At 41.5% G+C, this 18139-nt stretch carries 15 protein-coding genes; 8 read left to right on the top strand and 7 right to left on the bottom strand.

Features of this window, described 5'->3' with window-relative positions:
- Both BUA16_RS09375 and BUA16_RS09370 read right to left on the bottom strand, forming a co-directional pair.
- Window positions 1-127: transposase (locus BUA16_RS09375; protein WP_245795542.1), on the bottom strand; the 127-nt coding region annotated here is incomplete at its 3' end.
- Window positions 128-152: 25 nt separating this feature from the next.
- On the bottom strand, window positions 153-293 hold the full coding sequence (locus BUA16_RS09370; protein WP_245795541.1) for a transposase: 141 nt from the start codon (window positions 291-293) through the stop codon (window positions 153-155).
- Window positions 294-443: 150 nt separating this feature from the next.
- On the opposite strand from BUA16_RS09370, the gene BUA16_RS09365 reads away from it, so the two are divergent.
- Window positions 444-1778, top strand: coding sequence for a sugar porter family MFS transporter (locus tag BUA16_RS09365; RefSeq protein ID WP_072764495.1), 1335 nt, complete (start codon window positions 444-446; stop codon window positions 1776-1778).
- A 578-nt stretch (window positions 1779-2356) separates the two neighbouring features.
- Window positions 2357-3205: a 3-keto-disaccharide hydrolase gene (locus BUA16_RS09360; RefSeq protein WP_072764483.1), complete on the top strand. Its 849-nt coding sequence runs from the start codon at window positions 2357-2359 to the stop codon at window positions 3203-3205.
- Window positions 3206-3290: 85 nt separating this feature from the next.
- Here the strand turns inward: BUA16_RS09360 and BUA16_RS09355 are convergent, their stop codons facing one another.
- The 4 genes from BUA16_RS09355 to BUA16_RS09340 form a co-directional block, all read right to left on the bottom strand.
- Window positions 3291-4403, bottom strand: coding sequence for a ThuA domain-containing protein (locus tag BUA16_RS09355; protein ID WP_072764482.1), 1113 nt, complete (start codon window positions 4401-4403; stop codon window positions 3291-3293).
- An 83-nt stretch (window positions 4404-4486) separates the two neighbouring features.
- Entirely contained in the window at window positions 4487-5329 is an 843-nt protein-coding gene (locus tag BUA16_RS09350) for a sugar phosphate isomerase/epimerase family protein (protein WP_072764481.1), read from the bottom strand.
- A 206-nt stretch (window positions 5330-5535) separates the two neighbouring features.
- Entirely contained in the window at window positions 5536-6756 is a 1221-nt protein-coding gene (locus BUA16_RS09345; protein ID WP_072764480.1) for an MFS transporter, read from the bottom strand.
- Between the two features lie 372 nt (window positions 6757-7128).
- Window positions 7129-8013 (bottom strand): AraC family transcriptional regulator, encoded by an 885-nt coding sequence (locus BUA16_RS09340; protein ID WP_072764479.1) that lies wholly within the window; start codon window positions 8011-8013, stop codon window positions 7129-7131.
- A gap of 340 nt (window positions 8014-8353) precedes the next feature.
- Here BUA16_RS09340 and BUA16_RS09335 point away from each other — a divergent pair, with 340 nt between their 5' ends.
- From BUA16_RS09335 to BUA16_RS09310, 6 genes are all read left to right on the top strand, one after another.
- Window positions 8354-9403, top strand: coding sequence for a sugar phosphate isomerase/epimerase family protein (locus BUA16_RS09335; RefSeq protein ID WP_072764478.1), 1050 nt, complete (start codon window positions 8354-8356; stop codon window positions 9401-9403).
- Window positions 9404-9468: 65 nt separating this feature from the next.
- The gene (locus BUA16_RS09330; protein WP_072764477.1) at window positions 9469-10653 is read left to right on the top strand and encodes a Gfo/Idh/MocA family protein; all 1185 of its coding nucleotides are present in this window, start codon (window positions 9469-9471) and stop codon (window positions 10651-10653) included.
- Window positions 10654-11766, top strand: coding sequence for a zinc-dependent alcohol dehydrogenase (locus BUA16_RS09325; protein WP_072764476.1), 1113 nt, complete (start codon window positions 10654-10656; stop codon window positions 11764-11766). It begins immediately after the preceding gene.
- 31 nt (window positions 11767-11797) lie between these two features.
- A complete protein-coding gene (locus BUA16_RS09320) occupies window positions 11798-12817 on the top strand; it encodes an NAD-dependent epimerase/dehydratase family protein (RefSeq protein WP_072764475.1) in 1020 nt (339 codons plus the stop codon).
- Entirely contained in the window at window positions 12814-13788 is a 975-nt protein-coding gene (locus tag BUA16_RS09315; RefSeq protein WP_072764474.1) for a Gfo/Idh/MocA family protein, read from the top strand. The genes BUA16_RS09320 and BUA16_RS09315 overlap by 4 nt, the downstream gene beginning before the upstream one ends.
- 19 nt (window positions 13789-13807) lie before the next feature.
- Window positions 13808-16981 carry a PVC-type heme-binding CxxCH protein gene (locus BUA16_RS09310; RefSeq protein ID WP_072764494.1) on the top strand — a complete coding sequence of 1058 codons (3174 nt, stop codon included), beginning with the start codon at window positions 13808-13810 and terminating at the stop codon, window positions 16979-16981.
- 76 nt (window positions 16982-17057) lie between these two features.
- On the opposite strand, the gene BUA16_RS09305 is transcribed toward BUA16_RS09310, so the two are convergent.
- Window positions 17058-18125 (bottom strand): PepSY-associated TM helix domain-containing protein, encoded by a 1068-nt coding sequence (locus BUA16_RS09305; protein ID WP_072764473.1) that lies wholly within the window; start codon window positions 18123-18125, stop codon window positions 17058-17060.
- Between the last annotated feature and the right edge of the window lie 14 nt (window positions 18126-18139).

Here is an 18139-nt window from a genome sequence, read left to right as displayed (position 1 = left end):
CTTTTATCTTGGCATTGAATGATTCTGCCGAGGCGTTTGTGCTTCTGTTGTTAAAATAGTACAAAATCGGTTTGTAATGGATTTGGATAAACCTTACAATGGTATTGAACGAATTAAAACGGATCAAGTCAAAAACTTGTGGGATTTTGTTGTTAAGAAAAAATATTGGAGAGCCTAAAAAGGAAGAATCCTATATTTCTAACACCTCTGAACTGTGCCCTAAATACTTTTATCTTGGCATTGAATGATTCTGCCGAGGCGTTGGTACTTCTGTTGTCAAAGTAGTTTAGAATATTCTTTATAGTATCTGGGCTTTCAAACGAAATTTAGAGAACTTTTAATAAACTGCTGATTGTTAACTATTTCATAGTATATTGTAATATGGTTAAAATATTTTTACCATAGCTTTCGACTATCAAATGGTTATAAATACTAAAGGTTCTATGAAGAAAATATGGGTTTGGTCTATTACGGCAGCTTTGGCAGGCTTTCTTTTTGGTTTTGACACGGTAGTAATTTCTGGAGCCGACAAAAAGCTTCAAATGTTATGGGGGTCTTCAGATGTGTTCCATGGCACCGTAGTCATGGCCATGGCCCTGTGGGGGACCGTCGTCGGGGCGTTGTTCGGGGGGCTGCCTGCCAATAGGTTGGGAAGGAAAAAAACGTTGATCTGGATCGGGGTGTTGTATTCGGTATCTGCCTTAGGTTCGGCCTTTTCCAACGACCCTATTACCTTTGCCACTTTTAGGTTTATAGGTGGTTTGGGGGTAGGGGCATCTACGATTGCAGCACCTGCGTATATTTCCGAAATTGCCCCGGCCAAGGATAGGGGAAAATTGGTGGGCCTGTACCAATTTAATATTGTCTTTGGTATCTTGGTCGCTTTTCTGTCTAATTATTTGCTTAGCGGCATAGGCGAAAATGCATGGCGCTGGATGCTAGGGGTAGAGGCCGTACCAGCTGTCATTTACACCATCTTTGTTTTTGGTGTTCCTAGGAGTCCTAGATGGCTGTTGACCAAGCAGCGGCATGAAGAAGCCAAACAGGTACTACAACTGATTAATCCTGGGCAGGATGTGGCTAAATTGATGTCGGAAATAAATATGGAAAATGAAAACAAATCTTCCGGAGAGGGTATTTTTATGAAGAAATATCGATTCCCGCTGATCCTTGCCTTTTGTATTGCTTTTTTTAATCAGGCCTCGGGCATCAATGCCTTTCTGTATTATGCGCCCAGAATTTTAGAGGAATCCGGCCTTGGGGAAAGCACCGCTTTACTGAGCAGTATAGGCATAGGCGTTACCAATTTACTTTTTACACTCTTAGGCATTTTTCTGATCGACAGATTTGGTAGAAAGCAATTAATGTACCTAGGTTCTTTTGGGTATATCGTGTCCTTGTCGCTGGTGTCATGCGCCTTTTTCTTCCATTGGGAAGGCATGGCCGTAGCCATATTTCTCTTTTTGTTCATTGCCGCGCACGCCATCGGTCAGGGAACGGTTATTTGGGTATTTATTTCAGAAATATTCCCCAATCATTTACGGGGTTCGGGCCAATCTTTTGGCAGTTCCGTTCACTGGATCCTCGCCGCCATCATACCATCTATGATCCCCGTATTGTTCACGGCCATAGGCGCCGGAACCGTTTTCGCTTTCTTTGCCTTTATGATGGTGCTACAGTTGCTTTTTGTGGCTTTTATAATGCCCGAAACCAAAGGTAGGTCCTTGGAAGAACTCAGTAAATCGCTAAGCAAACCCAAGTCGGATCATGATAATTAATCATTAAACTTATATCGTTCTATGTATTTATTTGGGCGTTCCCTCCTTCGTCGGGCGGGCCCTTGTCTATATCCCTTGCTCCGCTGCGGGGATGCCGCCGCGGTCCCTAACGCGGCATTCAATGTACATGGACCAATGAGCTAATGGGAACTTCCCTGATCAGTGTTCACCTTGTTTTATTGTTAAATGATTATTGTTCACTGATATCCCGCGTTAGCTATTGCAGCGGCATCCTTTTTTAAGGGGCCATGGAACCCTTAAAAAAGATACAGCGGAAAGAGCGACCCGATAGGGGAACGCCCATAGAAATAAAGCACTTGTTTTAGAGAGACCTAGACAGGGAGATTCCTTTTAAATTCGTTAGATCCTGAGCGCAAGAGGTGTTGTTTTGCGCTTTGTAGGGATGGTTTCTCCGAACTATGTTACGATTGGTCCCAGAGTTTTACGGAGGGAATAGGTGTTTTGACGGAAATTTTAATTAGCGCTATCCTAATAATTTTGGAGATAATATGGTATATTTCGAGCTTAATTAACATAGAAAATCAGAATTCAGTATAATTATATAAACACACCTCTTAATGAAAAACAATTCTAAATTAAAACTTTTGGCCTTATCCGTGGTAATTGGTTCGGTCGTATTTTATTTGGGAAGCTCTTTTAAAAAACATACCGAATGGGTACAGTTATTTAATGGAAAGGACCTAAAAAATTGGCAGATTAAAATTACAGGTCACGAGTTAAACGAAAACTTTGCTAATACCTTTAAGGTCGAAGACGGAAATATTCAGGTACGGTATGATGAATACGATACCTTTGACGAGCAATTTGGCCATCTTTTTTATGAAAAGCCATTTTCAACGTATTTATTCGCTGTAGAATACAGGTTTGTTGGAGACCAAGTAAAAGGCGGGCCAGGTTGGGCGTACCGCAACAGTGGTGTCATGATTCACGGGCAAGACCCGGCAGAGATGACCGTAGATCAGGATTTTCCTAACTCTATAGAAGTACAGCTTTTAGGAGGTAACGGCAAAGATGAGCGATCTACTGCTAACCTTTGTACACCTGGAACACAATATGAAAAAGACGGAAAAATAATGAAGCAACATTGTTTTAATTCTAATTCTAAAACCTACCATGGTGAGCAATGGGTACGTGCAGAAATATTGGCCTTGGGCGATTCTTTGATCGTACACTATGTGAACGGAGAAGAAGTAATGCGTTATGAAAAACCACAATTAGACCCAGTTAACGGAGCCGAACAGGGAGCGTTGTTAAAAGGAGGTACCATTTCCCTTCAAAGCGAAAGTCACCCGGTCGATTTTAGAAAAGTTGAGATCATCAATTTGGAAAAGTATGCCGATAATCCTAAAAAGCTTCAAAAGGTGGTAAAAAAGCTGATGGCCGAAAAAAGATTGCCAAAACAATAGTATAATGCTTATTTACTAAAAAAGGCCTGTAGCGAATTTCGCTACAGGCCTTTTTTTCTTTAAAATGATTCTTTGCTTGTATATCCTATTTAAAATCTTCTACTTTTAATTGCTTGTTCTGCCAGTAGGCTTCGCTTCTAAACTCGTAAGTGGTAGGTTGGTAATCGCCTACAAGAGTTACGTTGGCCTTAGAAGGAACCGGTAACGCTAGCGCCCAATACACACCATTGACCAAAAGTCTACGGGTACCTTCAATTAGTAAATCATTGGCTGCTCCTATGGTAGAAGTAAAGACTCTTCCTTTTTTGCCTCCTGGCAACTGGTAGCTTTTGGTCCAGGCAATGGGCATCATAGGGTTGTTGACATCGACCCCCTGATCATTGGTGGCCGGAAGTTCACTATCTGTTGGTTTCATTCCGTAAAAAATGTCCGCTGGGTCAAATTTCCCTTTTCTGTTCACCACTTGCCCTAAAAGAATAGGTTGAGAATCTCCCGGAAGAGGAAGCCGAACGCCATACACATCGGTAGGCCCCCAAACATCGCCATCGGAAATACCATTGGTAATATCATGGTTTTTAGCATTGGTTGCAATAATTCCACGGGTGCTTTGGTGTTTGTGTGAACCGTGATGGGATATCCATTTTTCTCCCAATACTAAACGACCAAAACCATCTTTCCAAGCTGTATTTTCTCCTTGGTATCCATTGCTGTAATGAATAAATTGAGAGTCAGAATCCTTGTCAAAATTAAAGGCATGGGTCGCTGTTCGGATGCCCATAACAGGTTTTCCTTTCCTAAGGTACTTATCTATATGTTGCATCTGTTCGTCCGGTAGCGCTCTAAACCTAGTGAAAATGACCATCATATCTGCATCGGCTAAAGTTTCCAGCCCTGGGATATTGTAGCTGTAATTGGCATTGATGATTCCGGGCTTCTCTGGATCTTGAGCAAATAATACCGTACATTTAAAACCATGTCTTTTCGATAAGATTTTGGCCATTTGCGCCATGGCTTCTTCGGAACGGTACTCTTCATCGCCCGTAATGAATACAATATGTTTAGACTTTTTGTTTTTCCCATCAAAGGTCAGCCATTGTGTAGTGTTTTGAGTAACTTGGTCAGCATTGGAAGTCATTGCTTTTTGTCCGCTACAGGCCATTAATACGGCACATAGAAGTACATATACTAGGTTTTTCATGAAAATAGAATAAATTATTTTTAAATAGTTATTATTTGTTTTTCCTTAGAGTTCATAAATAGAACGCCTTGGAAAGGTTTTCTTTAAGAATGATCTATACCTTTTTTAATAAATTTTAATCCTTTGGTATATACCTCTTCGGTAGGGGAATAATCCCTCCAAACATTAATGGCATTGGCAAACTCGGGGATAATAGTGCTAAAGGCCTCTATAGTAAGCCAGCCGTTGTAGCCTACCTCTTTTAGGGTGCTAAAAACCTCTTTCCAATGTATTTGCCCACTGCCAGGAGTACCCCGGTCGTTTTCACTAATGTGTACATGTTTAAGGTGTGGTGCAATAGTCTTTATGGCTTGGGCCTGACTTTTTTCTTCAATATGGGCGTGATGGGTGTCGTACATAGCGCCCAAGTTGGGGTGGTTTACTTGGCTCGCCAAGGAGCTTAAGTCTGCCATGGTGTTGTACAAATAGCATTCAAACCTATTTAAGGCTTCGGGTGCGAGAACAATGCCTGCAGAAGCGGCGTATTCAGACGCTTTTTGTAGCATTTCTATACTCCACTGACGTTCACTTTCAGTAGGAGGCTGACGGGTGAAATAGGCAAAACTCGAATGGAAAGGACCACAAATGACCTCGGCATTTGTGGCTGCTCCCATATCTATGGACCATTTTAATTTCTCCAAGCCGGCAGCTCTTGTTTTGGCGTCCGGACTTGCTATATTCTCCTCCGGAGCTAAGGAAGCAACACAGGTAACCCCCATGTTAATATTCTTAAAATGAGTGCCCAGCTTAGAATAGTGCTCTAAATTACCTTCGCCTAAAAACAGCTCAATGCCATCGTAGCCGGTGTTTTTAATTTTTTCTATGATGTTGTAATGTGCTTCTGTCACATGATTGGTCCAGAGCAACATATTCATTCCAATCTTCATTTGTTTCGTTATTGGTGTTAATATAGAGATCCTCTTTGGGCAAGATTCCTCCTTCTAGGTCTTTGTAATGCTGAATGTGCATTTGGCTATATATGGTTTTATGGGTCCGGTCCGGACAAAAAGAATTAGGCCCATCCCTGGCAGTCGTTTGGTTGGAAATTTTTAGTATATCTAAAACTATAAGCAACTAGGGACGGGCCAGGTATTTATGCCATGGCAAATTGGGCTTTTCTTTTCTTGACCCAAAATAATAGTATGGTAAAGAGGACAATTAATATGGCGGGAAAAAATACCATCGTTCCCAAGGTTGCTTGTCCCGAGACTAATTCTAGCTGATCACCGGTTAGTCCCTGAGACGCAGCGGCGGCCTTGTCTGCATCAATCCAGCTTCCAATAATAGGTTGGAATATAGAAGAAGAAAACATCCCCACGGCCCCTATAATAGACATTCCTAAGGCGCCACTTTGGGGGATTTTGTCGGCGATAAAACCAATCATATTTGGCCAGAAATAGGCAATGCCAAGAGCAAAAAATATGGCAGCAACATAGGCCATTCCCCCTGTTTGTGTGCTAAAAAGATATACGCCAATAGTTGCCAAAACAGCAGAGCCCAAAAGTACTCCAGTTTGATCGAATTTTTGAACCACTTCTCCTCCAAAATAACGGGCAAAGGCCATTAGTCCTGTTACCAACGCTAATACCAACATAGGCTTGGCACCACTTTTTGCTAAAATAAGTCCGACCCATTGTTGGGGCCCAAACTCAGAAATGGCGGTCAAGGCCATACAGACCATCATAAAAATAAACAGGGGCGACACCATTGCTTTTAAATTGCCTTTTAAGGAAGCAGCTTCCTCTACCTTCGCCGGCGGCCATGATTGTCCAAAGAACAAATAGGCATAAATTAAGGTTGGAATTAATATGAGCCAAATCTGTGTTTGCCACCCAAATCCGGCACTGGTCATAAATTCTGATACTAAACTCCCTATTACAATACCCCCTGGAAACCACATATGAAAACGATTCATCATTTTACTCATGGTGTTCCCTTGAAAAGCATCGGCAATCATGGGGTTGCAAGCAGCTTCGGTACAACCATTACCCAATCCTATGAGCAGGGTAGAAACAAGTAAGCCAATATAACTGCCCGAATAAATGGTCATTATAATACCAATGGCATGGGCGAAAAAGGCAAACTGCATAATTACTTTACCCCCTACCGTATTATAAATAAGCCCCCCTATGACCATCGATATTGGAAAGCCCAAAAACCACATAGAATTTATAAAGCCCAACTGTTCTCCAGACAGGTTCAATTCTTGTCCTAGTTGGGGTAAAATTCCAGCCCTTATACTAAAAGAGAGGGCCGTTGTTATTAAAGCAAAACAACTTGCGTAAAAGAGTTTCTTGTTATTTGCGTTTTCCATAGTTTTAAAATGTATTAAGTTTTTGGTTTATTATATTGTTGGTGATGTATTTATATCAAAAAAAACAGTTGTAAATGCAATTTGTTTTAAGCTAATATTATAGCAATTTGATTAAAAATATGATAACAACCGAAATATATATCCTATCTTATTGGGCAAATGTTAAGTAACAAATCTAAAACTATTAGCGATTTCAAAATCCCTTTTTCTTACTAAAAGATGACACTATTTTGTCTTTTCCTTTGCATTTTGGGAAATAATATGCAAGGTCCTTAAAAGCACAAAAACTAAATAGGGAGGCTTATAGGTAGGGGACAACTACCTTTTGATAATCTTTTGAACAGTTCTTTCCACTTACTTTTTAGCAGCTTATTAGGAGATACTAGTTTTAATATCTAAAAATAGTTTACGGTATTCTATCGGACTCATATTGGTAATGGCCTTGAATTGACGGTTAAAATTGGAGAGAGTATTAAATCCACATTCGTAGCAAATTTGAGAAACATTGAAGTTGTCTTCTAGAAGAAGTTTACGGGCATGGCCAATTCGAATATCATTTACAAATCGGGTAAATGTTTTATTTGCCCTTGGCTTAAAGTAGCGACAAAAGGAGGTAGTGGTCATATTTAATAATTCAGAAATCTCCTCCAAGGAGATTTGAGATTTAAAATGAGTCATCACATATTCGTATACCAGATGCATTTTTTCGGCATCGTCTCCTTTAAACAAGTTGGTGTATCCTGGACTCGAAAGCAAATGGTACTCCTCGCTATTGGCTAAAAGATTTATGATTTTAAAGAGTTTGATGATGCGTTTAAAGCCAGTTTCATTGGCTATTTTAAGGAGTGATTTATTGACTTTTTTTTGGGTCTCCCCATAAAACTCCATACCTCTATAAGAGTTTTCTACCAATTTGTTGATTTTATAGAATTCTTCCTTGCTTAAAAGGGATTCGTTGAGTAGTTCGTGGTCAAAATAAATCACCAAGCCCCTGGTGGTTAATTCACTGTCTTTTTCAAAAAAAGCTTCATCACTCCGCCATAAATGAGGAAGATTGGGTCCGGTTAAGACTAAGTCTCCTTCGTTGAAATTCTGAACATGGTCACCTATAAATCGAGTTCCATATCCTTTTACAATAAAGGAAATTTGAAACTCTGGATGAAAGTGCCATTTGGGGTTAAAGTATGGTCCGGTGATGTCCTTGTAGATAAAAGTCTCTTTAGGGGTGAGCGTTTTTTCTATGTTGGCCGTGCGCATAATTTTTCTGATTTTTTTCTGGTTCGAGCTAATTTAGGATAAAAAAGTGTCACTTTTTAGTAAAAAAAAGGAAATATCAAGTTTAAATCTGTTCTAGATTTGTAAGGTGTCATTACATCTGTTAAAATATAGGGCTGTGATTTTTATGAATAACGTAATTATTCATAGGCTTATTTAAAGGATTGATACTGTAGATTTTTATTGATTCTAAAGAGAAGGTGGTGACCAGAGCCTGCAAAAACAGCTTTTGAAGGCGCCGTCATTTTAATGTTGAAAGAGTACCTAAGTAAAAATCTATGCTCCGTGACCAAAAAAGATAAAATGAATAAAAAGTATAGTTATGCAAGAAAATAATTTCCCTAAACTCCATAACGCTTCTTGGCCGGGCGTAGTGGGGAAAGGACCAGATTCGGAGCCTACAATTTCTATAGATACTATGATAGATCTTACTGCTAATGCAGCCGTAGAGGGTGTGAAGTTTGATGGATTTGATCTTTTTTTATTCGAACCGCATTTAGATATCAATGCATCCGATGATGGCATAAAAATAATAGCTGACAAAGCCAGGGCCAAAAATCTGGAAATAGGGAGTCTTGTCGCTCCTGTTTGGGCTCCGGTTGGCGGCGGTTCTGCGATGGGATCAAAAGCAGAACGAGATAAGTTTTTGGAACAAATAAAAAAATCGAGTAAAATAGGGTATAAACTACGCGAATTGGGGGTGAGGCCTCATGGTGTTATCAGAATCGATTCTTCGGCGGACCCGGCCAGTTGGGCTAAAGATCCGGTAGGGAATACCAAACTAATAGCCCAGACTTTCAGAGAAGCCTGCGATATTGCCGCCGACTATGGGGAATCCTTGGCAGCCGAAGGCGAGATTTGTTGGGGTGGCATGCATGGGTGGAAAGCAATGGTTGATACCCTTGAGGCAGTAAACAGACCCAATATAGGATTTCAAGCAGATATGGCCCATACCTTATTATATCTGTTGGGATACAACAAGCCAGACGAAAGAATATTGCCTAAAGACTTTCAGTGGGAAGATAGGGCCACTTTAACCGAAGGCTTAAAAACCCTAACGGCAGCATTACGCCCATGGACAATCGATTTCCATGTCGCTCAAAACGACGGTACGGTGTTTGGCGCCGGTTCGCACGATAAAACAGGGAGACACTGTTTGGCTTCGGACCCTAATGGCAAGCTCAATATTACCGAGGATGCCGGATTTTGGTTAAGGGATGATCAGGGGGAATTGACCAAAAAGTTTAAACATATATGTTGGGACGGTTGTATGTTTCCCAATGAGGTTATGATGCAGCCAAAAACATGGAACGATATTCTAAAAGCTATGATAAATGTCCGTCAAAAACATGGTTGGTATGAGGCAGAATAATGCTAATAGCTTTAAGGAAAAGTAGAAAAAAATAAAGACGATCATTTAAAAAGAACATTTAAAATATGTCAGCAAAAAAAACTTTACGAATAGGATTGATCGGGTACGGATTTATGGGAAGAACCCATAGCAACGCTTATAAAAGGGTAGGGGATTTTTTTCCTGAATTAAAGTACCGCCCTGTATTAAAGGCAGTATGTGCCCGTAACCAAGAAAGAGTACAGGCATTTGCCGAGCAATGGGGGTACGAATCCGTGGAAACAGATTGGAGAGCATTGATTGCCCGTGAAGATATTGATGCCATAGATATATGTACGCCCAATAATATGCATGCGGAGATTGCCATTGCTGCAGCAGCGGCAGGAAAAATGGTGCTTTGTGAAAAACCTTTGGCCAGAACCGTGGCCGAGGCCCAGCCCATGGTAGATGCCGTGGAGAAAGCAGGTGTTAGGAATACGGTCTGGTACAATTACCGCAGGATACCGGCAGTTACCTTGGCCAAAAAATTGATAGATGCCGGGAAATTGGGGAAAATATTCCATTATCGTGCCAATTTCTTGCAAGACTGGACCATTAGCCCAGAACTACCACAAGGAGGAGAAGGCTTATGGCGTTTAGATAACGATGCAGCAGGATCCGGGGTTACCGGAGATCTTCTCGCACATTGTATCGATACGGCCATGTGGTTGAATGGAGGAATAAAAGATGTGTCGGCAGTCACTGAAACTTTTGTCAAAGAACGACTGCACTCGGGAACCGGAGAGCTAACCAAGGTAGGGATAGATGACGCTTGTATTTTTCACTGCCATTTTGAGAATGGTTCCTTGGGAGTTTTCGAATCTACACGTTATGCCCGTGGCCATAAGGCCCTTAATACCTTTGAAATTAATGGGGAACACGCCTCCATTCGATGGGATCTGCACGACCTGAATCGCCTGGAATATTTTGACCATAGGGACGACCCTATGATTAGAGGCTGGAGAACTATTCATGTCACCGATGGCGATCATCCCTATATGGATAAATGGTGGGTACCTGGTTTATCTATCGGTTACGAGCACACTTTTGTTCATCAAGTAGCCGACTTTTTAAAAAGTATAGAAGAACAAACCATCTGTTCCCCTACCTTTAGAGAGGCACAGGAAACCCAAAAGGTATGTGAGGCCGTATTGGAGTCCGCCGCCACAAGAAGCTGGAAAGACACAGGAGTAAACTGGGATGCCAGTCGATTAATAAATGCTGAACATTAAATGAGTATACCATTAAAAGGGTTTTGCCTACATGGCAAGCAGAAAATAAGTCCTAGTTCGGGAATTCCGATCATGAGCAATACCAAAGTCGTAGACCTAGAAATCCCTGCCTTGAAGCAAGGGGAAATATTGGCAAAGACATTGTATACCGGTATTTGTGGTTCTGATAATAGCGCTTCCTTGGGGAAGGCCAATTTTGACTGGGTAGCGCGCCCTAGAGTGATTGGACACGAATTTAGTGCAGAGATTTTGGAATTGGGACCTGGCGAGCATGGAGATTTAAAAGTGGGAGATGTATTTACCCCTTTGGCCATGCTGGGATGTAGAGAAGAAGCGTGCCCGGCATGTAGCGTGTCTAAGTGGAATTTATGTCCGAACAAAGAAATTATCGGTTTTCATAGAAACGGTGGTTTTGGCCAACAAGTGGTTTTAGAGTCAGACAGGGTCGTTCCTTTAATGAAGGGGTTGACACCGGCACAAGGGGCATTAGTAGAACCCTTGTCGGTGGTGGTTAACGCCTTACATAACAAATGTCATATCAAACCCGGACAAGATGTAATTGTCACCGGATGTGGGATTATAGGGCTCATGGCGGCAGAATTAGCAAAGGCGGCAGGTGCAAGGGTAGCGATTACTGGTTTGGCCAGCGACAAGGAAATTCGCCTAAAAGCAGCCAAAGAACGCGGCTTTATCACTATAGAAGTATCCCCAGAGAATAGCTTATCAACGCAATTGTCAGCTGGGATTACCGATGCCAATGGTATTCCTTTTGGAGTGCTTGGAAAGGTAGACTTACTGATAGAATGCTCCGGAGTGCCCCAGGTACTGTCCGAGGCCATATCTGTAATAAGACCAGAAGGCGATATTTGTGTCATAGCGACCTATGGACAGGATGTTGCCATCAATGCTACCCATCTTACCCGAACTTCTTTAAATATGAGAGGCTCTATGGGATCGTGTAGGGAAGATTATATGGTGGCTCAAAAACTTATGGTAACCAGGGTGTTTCCGGCAGAACACTATACCAATATATATGACTTTAAGGACATTCGCCAAGCCTTTGAAGATTCTATTTTGGCCAACAACGTCAAGGCGGTCATAAAAATGAATTGAACCATGGGGCACCCATTTTAAATAAACAAACATGCATACAATATTTATAACTGGCGGTACAGGTTGTATTGGGTCAGTTACCATTTATAAATTATTACAATCCAAAGAAGTAGGGAAAATTGTTGTCGCTTCAAGGTCTAATAATACAGCCCCCCTTAAGGTATGGTTGGGAGAGGATTTAGATCCTAGATTAGAATTCATAGCGTTGGATGTAGCAGATTATAAGGCAATCGAAGAAGTTGTTTTATCGGTAAACCCTACGCATATCATTCACCTAGGTGCATATCAAAGTCCTGATTGTTCTAAATACCATGTCCATGGTATGGAAATTAATACGGGGGGTACTATGGCATTATTTGATGCTGCAGAAAAATTACCCAATCTAGAACGGTTTGTATTTGCTAGTTCCGCAGCTGTTTATGGTATGAGAGCCATGTATCCGGAACCCGGAATTACAGAAGACGCTCCCTTGGCACCACCCAATCATTACGGAATTTGGAAATTGGCAGGCGAGCATTTGGCCCGATTGTTTTATGACAATACTAAAGTGCCTACCGTTTGTTTAAGAATAAACACCACTTACGGAAAAGGTAGGGACCAGGGTAAAACGTCGGCACCTACCAACGCTTTAAAAGCCATAGCTGCCGCTGCAATAACCGGAACACCAATACCTTTTGAAATGCCGTATCAGGGACGTGAAAATTACCACTTTGTGGAAGATGTAGGGGCGCATTTTGCAGCGTGTGCCTTGCAGCCCTACAAGGGTTTTGGAGCCTTCAATATTAAGGGAGAAACCATAGCGATAACCGAATTTTTAGCCATCGTAAAACAACAGGCCGCCGAAATGGGGATAGGTGAATTTGCACAACTCTCCATAGCAGAAGGAGCCGTTCCAAATTTATTCGTGTCAGATTTAAGTCATGATAAAATTACGGCTACCTTTAAGGATTTACCTTTGACTAGCATTGCCGATGGAGTGAAGAAATCCCTAGAAGAATTTTTGGAGATGGCTAAAAATGGAAGTTTAAATTATTCATTAAAAAGTGTATGAAAACAATAGGGATTGGATTTCTTGGTGCTGGGGACATTGCGGATCTACATGCCGAAGCCATCAACAGTTTAGAAGGGGCCACCCTAGTGGGACTGTGGAATAGAACGGCAGAGAAAGGGAAGGTGAAAGCTCTGAAATACGGTTGCAAGACCTATAATACCGAAGACGATTTGTTAAATGACCCCACTATAGATGCCGTGTTTATCCTGACCAATATGGAAACCCATTGCGAATATACCCTCAGGGCCGCAAAGGCGGGGAAACATATTTTGGTCGAAAAACCCGCGGCATCGAGTATTGGGGAACTGGAAAAAATGCAAAGGGCCGTCAAAGAGGCCTCCGTACACTGCATGCCTGTACATAATTATATCTATGAAAGCGGCATAGAACGTGCCAAATCTATGATAGATAGCGGTAAACTGGGCGATATAACCCAGTTTTATATGATGTACAACATTCACCATTCCGATGATATCAGGGCCCGCTACCCCGGCGTAATCCGTCAAATATTGACGCATCATAGTTATACCATGTTGTTTCTAGCCGGTCTTCCAAAGACTATATCTTGCATAAAACACACGGTAAATGCCACGATCGCTCCTCAAGAAAATGTAGCCATGGTCAATATAAAAATGGAAAATGGCGCATTAAGTCACCTTAGTGCAAGCTTTGCCAATGACGACCATGCTGGGGATCCGTGGAGCTGTATCATCAAAGTAATAGGTACCAAAGGAAGTACCCGGTATAGTTATCGAGACTGGGTAATCAACGACAGAAATGGGGCACACTCCCAAACTTATTATGCCTATCCAGAGTCTATTAAAAATACCACCACCCATTTTATAAACAAGGTGATCCGAGAAGGAGGACAACCCTTATCAAGTTTGGAAGATGCTATCAACTGTCAAAAAATAATAGAGGCCTGCGAACTGTCTGTTGCAGATGAGGTCCATGTTAAATTCAATAAATAACTGTGAGCCAAATAAAACTATGAGAATAAAAATAACTATTTCCAGGATAAAAAACAGCCTGCTCTTCCTTGGGGTGCTACTAGCTGTAAGCAGCTGTAGTAAACAAGGACCAACTTTGCATATAGGCAAGAATTCCCATATTGTGATTTTAGGTAATAATTTAGGGTCTAGGATGATCCATTTTGGCCATTTTGAGACTGAAATGCAATTGCGTTATCCCGATAGCCTCCTTTTTATCAGGAATATGGCCGACGGCGGAAACACACCAGGGTTTAGGCCGCACCCCTCCCGTAATTCGCCTTGGGCTTTTCCGGGGGCAGAGGTGTTTCAGACAGAACTTGCCCAGAAATCTGGAAACACGGGGCATTTTGACTCTCCGGATGGATGGTTGACCAAGCTTAAGGCCGATATCATCATAGCCTTTTTTGGTTATAATGAATCCTTTGAAGGTCCGGCCGGATTAGAAAATTATAAGGCAGAACTTCAGGCATTTATACAGCATACCCTTAACCAAAAATACAACGGTACGGCTGCCCCACAATTGGCCCTGGTATCGCCCATAGCCTTTGAAGACCTTTCTGCAAAAATGGATTTGCCCAATGGTGTAAATGAAAATAAAAATTTAGCGCTTTATACAGCGGCTATGAAGGAAGTTGCAGCTGCAAATAATGTATTATTTGTAGATGCCTTTGAGCCTACTCAAGAATGGTATGACAACGAAAAGCAAGATTTGACGGCCGACGGGTTTCAACTCAACGATTTTGGTTATCAGAAATTTTCGAAACTTTTGGCAGATCAGATATTTGGAAATAGAAAAGTCAAGGCTGAAGAAAATCGCTCTTTGGTTCTTGATGCGGTAAAAGAGAAAAATTGGTTTTGGCACAATGATTATAAAATCCCTAATGGGGTACATGCCTATGGAAGGCGTTATGATCCTTTTGGCCCGGATAACTATCCGGCCGAGATTGAGAAAATACGACAAATGACGGCAATAAGGGATACTGCCATATGGGAGGCTGTTAAAGGGGGAACGAAAGATTTGGCCGCTGCAGATGCCAACACTAGAGAGCTTCCAGTGATAGAAACCAATTATAGGCATAAAGGGACTAATGGAGGACCAGAATACCTATACGGTAAAGAAGCCGAAGAAACAATAGAAGTGGCCGAAGGCTATAAAATTGAACTTTTTGCCTCTGAAAAGGAATTTACCGATCTGGCTAACCCGGTCCAGCTATCCTTTGACAACAAAGGACGGTTATGGGTAGGGGTCATGCCAAGTTATCCACATTATAAAGCTGGGGATAGCAAGCCAAATGACAAGCTATTGATTTTGGAAGATACCGATAATGATGGAAAGGCCGATAAACAAACCGTTTTTGCCGATGGCTTGCATCTTACAATCGGTTTTGAATTTGCCCCAGAAGGAGTATATGTTTCCCAAGGGACAGATCTAGTGTTGTTAAAAGATACCGATGGAGACGATAAGGCCGATGTTACCGAGGTTATTTTAAGTGGCTTCGATGATCATGATACGCATCACGCCATCAGTGCGTTTACTACAGATCCCTCAGGAGCGATTTATATGGGCGAAGGTGTGTTTTTACATACCAATGTAGAGACTGCCTACGGACCGGTAAGGGGAACCAATGGCGGATTTTACCGATATAGTCCACAGCGGCACCATTTGGAACGCACTGCTCAGTTATCTATTCCTAATCCTTGGGGAATCGCCTTTGATGATTGGGGACAGAATTTCTTTGCACATACCTCTGGGCCAGATATGACATGGATGATGCCAGGTACGATTAAACCACGATATGGGAAGGCGTCTCCATTGCCAAGAAACCTGATTCAGGCAGAACACAGAGTGAGACCAACCTCAGGATTGGAATTTATTTCCAGTAGGCATTTTCCTGAAGAAGTTCAAGGGGATATTATCATCAATAATACTATTGGTTTTTTAGGTACAAAACAGCATACTATGGTAGATGATCCTGAGTCTGCAGGCTATATTAGTACCCATAGGTTAGATTTAATGAGATCTACGGATACTAATTTCCGACCTGTTGATATGGAGTTTGCCCCAGATGGGTCTTTATATTTTTTAGATTGGCACAATGTTTTAATCGGTCATATGCAACACAATGCCCGTGATCCCTTACGCGATCATGTACACGGTAGGGTGTATCGAATTACCTACCCATCTAGACCATTAGTAGAACCAGCTAAAATTGTAGATGCCAGTATTGGTGAATTGTTGGATAATTTAAAGCTGCCAGAATACCGGACAAGATACCGTACCAAAAGAGAATTACGTGCTCGAAATCAGGATGAGGTATTAGCTCAATTAAAGGAATGGGTAAAAAACTTGGATAAAAACGACCCTAGATACGAACATCAATTATTAGAGGGCCTTTGGGTAAGTTGGGGGCTTAACAAAATAGACGACGCTCTTTTGAACCAAGTCTTAAAAGCAGATGATTTTAGAGCACGTGCTGCCGCTGTTAAGGTGTTGAGATATGCCGGACATCAGATTGCCGATCAGCCTCAATTACTGATGGAAGCAGCAACTGATGAGCATCCACGGGTTCGGTTAGAGGCCCTGGTTGCCAGTTCATGGTTGCCAAAAGAGATAGGACTGCCTATTGTAGAGGCCGCCGGAAAAATGCCTTTAGACGATTGGATGCAAAAACCGTACGAAGCGGCGATTGCTCATTTAAATGGACATAATTTAGGGGAAGATCCAGATGCTGTTAAGGTGCAAACCGATTTAAAAGGAAAAGATAAGGACTTGTATGTAAAGGGAGCCGCTATTTACGCGAGGGAAGGATTTTGTATTACCTGTCATCAACCCAATGGGAAAGGACTGGAATCTTCGGGCTTTCCTCCTTTGGACGGTTCGGAGTGGGTAACGGGTAGCCAGGAACGACTCATTAAATTAACCCTAAAAGGGATGATGGGACCTATAGAAGTAAAAGGCAAAAATTATCCTGGACAGGTACCCATGACACCATTTGGAGGCATGTTGAACGATGAGGAAATGGCATCGGTATTAACCTATGTCAGAAATACCTTTGGCAACAAAGCTTCGGCAATCGCTCCGGAAAAAGTGAAGGAAATACGGGCACAGATTAAAGATAAAGAAGGATTTTATAGCGCAGAAGAGTTATTAAAAGAACACTCGAATAACTAATTCGTAGCTATATTCATAAAAGAGAATGCCGGTAATGGATTAAAAACTATTACCGGCATTTTTTATGCCTAAATAGTTATTTCTTATTTTTGGAACAATATATTTTAATACCACTAACGTATAGGATAGCGGGAACAAATCCGGCTAAGAACACTATAGACCTTCCAAAGTAACCTGCAATCTCCCCTATGTGAAAAGGATAAAATTGCGCTGCTATTTTCTGGTTTGCCATATCGCTGTCATAAGCAGTTAGACTTTGGATATGGCCGGCGCTATCGACCTTTAACTCTTTTGTTTTTCTGAGTCCCATACCAATAGCCCTATTTTTGATGTATCTGAAATGATAGGGGGACGTACTGTTCTTGGGAAAATAAATAGCCCTTAGTGCATAGTCCGGATCAGGACGATCGATATATTGCCGGTAACTTGTAGATACCGCCACTGTTTTGGTTGGTTTATCCTGGGGAAGCGATTTTTCAGTGTTGAAAACTTCCAAGGTTTTTTTATAATAACTGTGATAGGTAAAATAACTGCCCGAGAAAGCCATAAGCAAAAGCGGGATAAAGAAACATATTCCTAATACCTTGTGTAGGTTATAGTTAAATAGTTTTTTCTTGGGTTTCCATTTAATTTTAAACCCTTGTTTTAGGTTGTTGCCATAAGCCTTATACCACATGAAAAAACCAGAAAGCAAGAGGAGGACGAAAAAAACAAGGGTACTCCCGCCAACGATATATTTTCCGATATCGGGAATGCCCAAGGTACGATGGATCTTTATTACATCTTCAAAAAATAGAATAGAGGTAGACTTTTCTCCTAAATAGGTGGCGTTTTGTGGGTGGTAATAATGTGTGTCACCGTTGTTGAAAAGTATCGAAATACTTTGTTGTTCCCTATAAGGTAGGTTTACCCTAACGATACTGTCCCTATGTTTTTCTATTAAAAAGGCAGTCGTACTATGCAAGCTGGTTTCCGAGATGTTTTCAAATAAGGGAACCTGTAATAAATGTGGGTTTAAAGTACTAACTATTTCTGGCTGCCAAACATACAGCGCTCCTGTTAGTCCGGAAATAGAAGCCAAAAGTCCACAACTTAAGCCTAACCACAAATGAACCTTCTTGATATATCGCAAGCTTTTTTTCATAAAATAGGGGAGTT

Origin of the sequence: Arenibacter nanhaiticus, assembly GCF_900141935.1 — a bacterium.
In the GTDB taxonomy this organism is placed as follows: Bacteria; Bacteroidota; Bacteroidia; order Flavobacteriales; family Flavobacteriaceae; genus Arenibacter; species Arenibacter nanhaiticus.
This window is presented reverse-complemented; position numbering and strand designations above follow the sequence as displayed.

What these genes read in the sequence shown, in the direction of transcription:
- BUA16_RS09365 (WP_072764495.1), top strand. Translation starts at nt 444, where the DNA reads ATGAAGAAAATATGGGTTTGGTCTATTACGGCAGCTTTGGCAGGCTTT.
- BUA16_RS09360 (WP_072764483.1), top strand. Translation starts at nt 2,357, where the DNA reads ATGAAAAACAATTCTAAATTAAAACTTTTGGCCTTATCCGTGGTAATT.
- BUA16_RS09355 (WP_072764482.1), bottom strand. Translation starts at nt 4,403, where the DNA reads ATGAAAAACCTAGTATATGTACTTCTATGTGCCGTATTAATGGCCTGT.
- BUA16_RS09350 (WP_072764481.1), bottom strand. Translation starts at nt 5,329, where the DNA reads ATGAAGATTGGAATGAATATGTTGCTCTGGACCAATCATGTGACAGAA.
- BUA16_RS09345 (WP_072764480.1), bottom strand. Translation starts at nt 6,756, where the DNA reads ATGGAAAACGCAAATAACAAGAAACTCTTTTACGCAAGTTGTTTTGCT.
- BUA16_RS09340 (WP_072764479.1), bottom strand. Translation starts at nt 8,013, where the DNA reads ATGCGCACGGCCAACATAGAAAAAACGCTCACCCCTAAAGAGACTTTT.
- BUA16_RS09335 (WP_072764478.1), top strand. Translation starts at nt 8,354, where the DNA reads ATGCAAGAAAATAATTTCCCTAAACTCCATAACGCTTCTTGGCCGGGC.
- BUA16_RS09330 (WP_072764477.1), top strand. Translation starts at nt 9,469, where the DNA reads ATGTCAGCAAAAAAAACTTTACGAATAGGATTGATCGGGTACGGATTT.
- BUA16_RS09325 (WP_072764476.1), top strand. Translation starts at nt 10,654, where the DNA reads ATGAGTATACCATTAAAAGGGTTTTGCCTACATGGCAAGCAGAAAATA.
- BUA16_RS09320 (WP_072764475.1), top strand. Translation starts at nt 11,798, where the DNA reads ATGCATACAATATTTATAACTGGCGGTACAGGTTGTATTGGGTCAGTT.
- BUA16_RS09315 (WP_072764474.1), top strand. Translation starts at nt 12,814, where the DNA reads ATGAAAACAATAGGGATTGGATTTCTTGGTGCTGGGGACATTGCGGAT.
- BUA16_RS09310 (WP_072764494.1), top strand. Translation starts at nt 13,808, where the DNA reads ATGAGAATAAAAATAACTATTTCCAGGATAAAAAACAGCCTGCTCTTC.
- BUA16_RS09305 (WP_072764473.1), bottom strand. Translation starts at nt 18,125, where the DNA reads ATGAAAAAAAGCTTGCGATATATCAAGAAGGTTCATTTGTGGTTAGGC.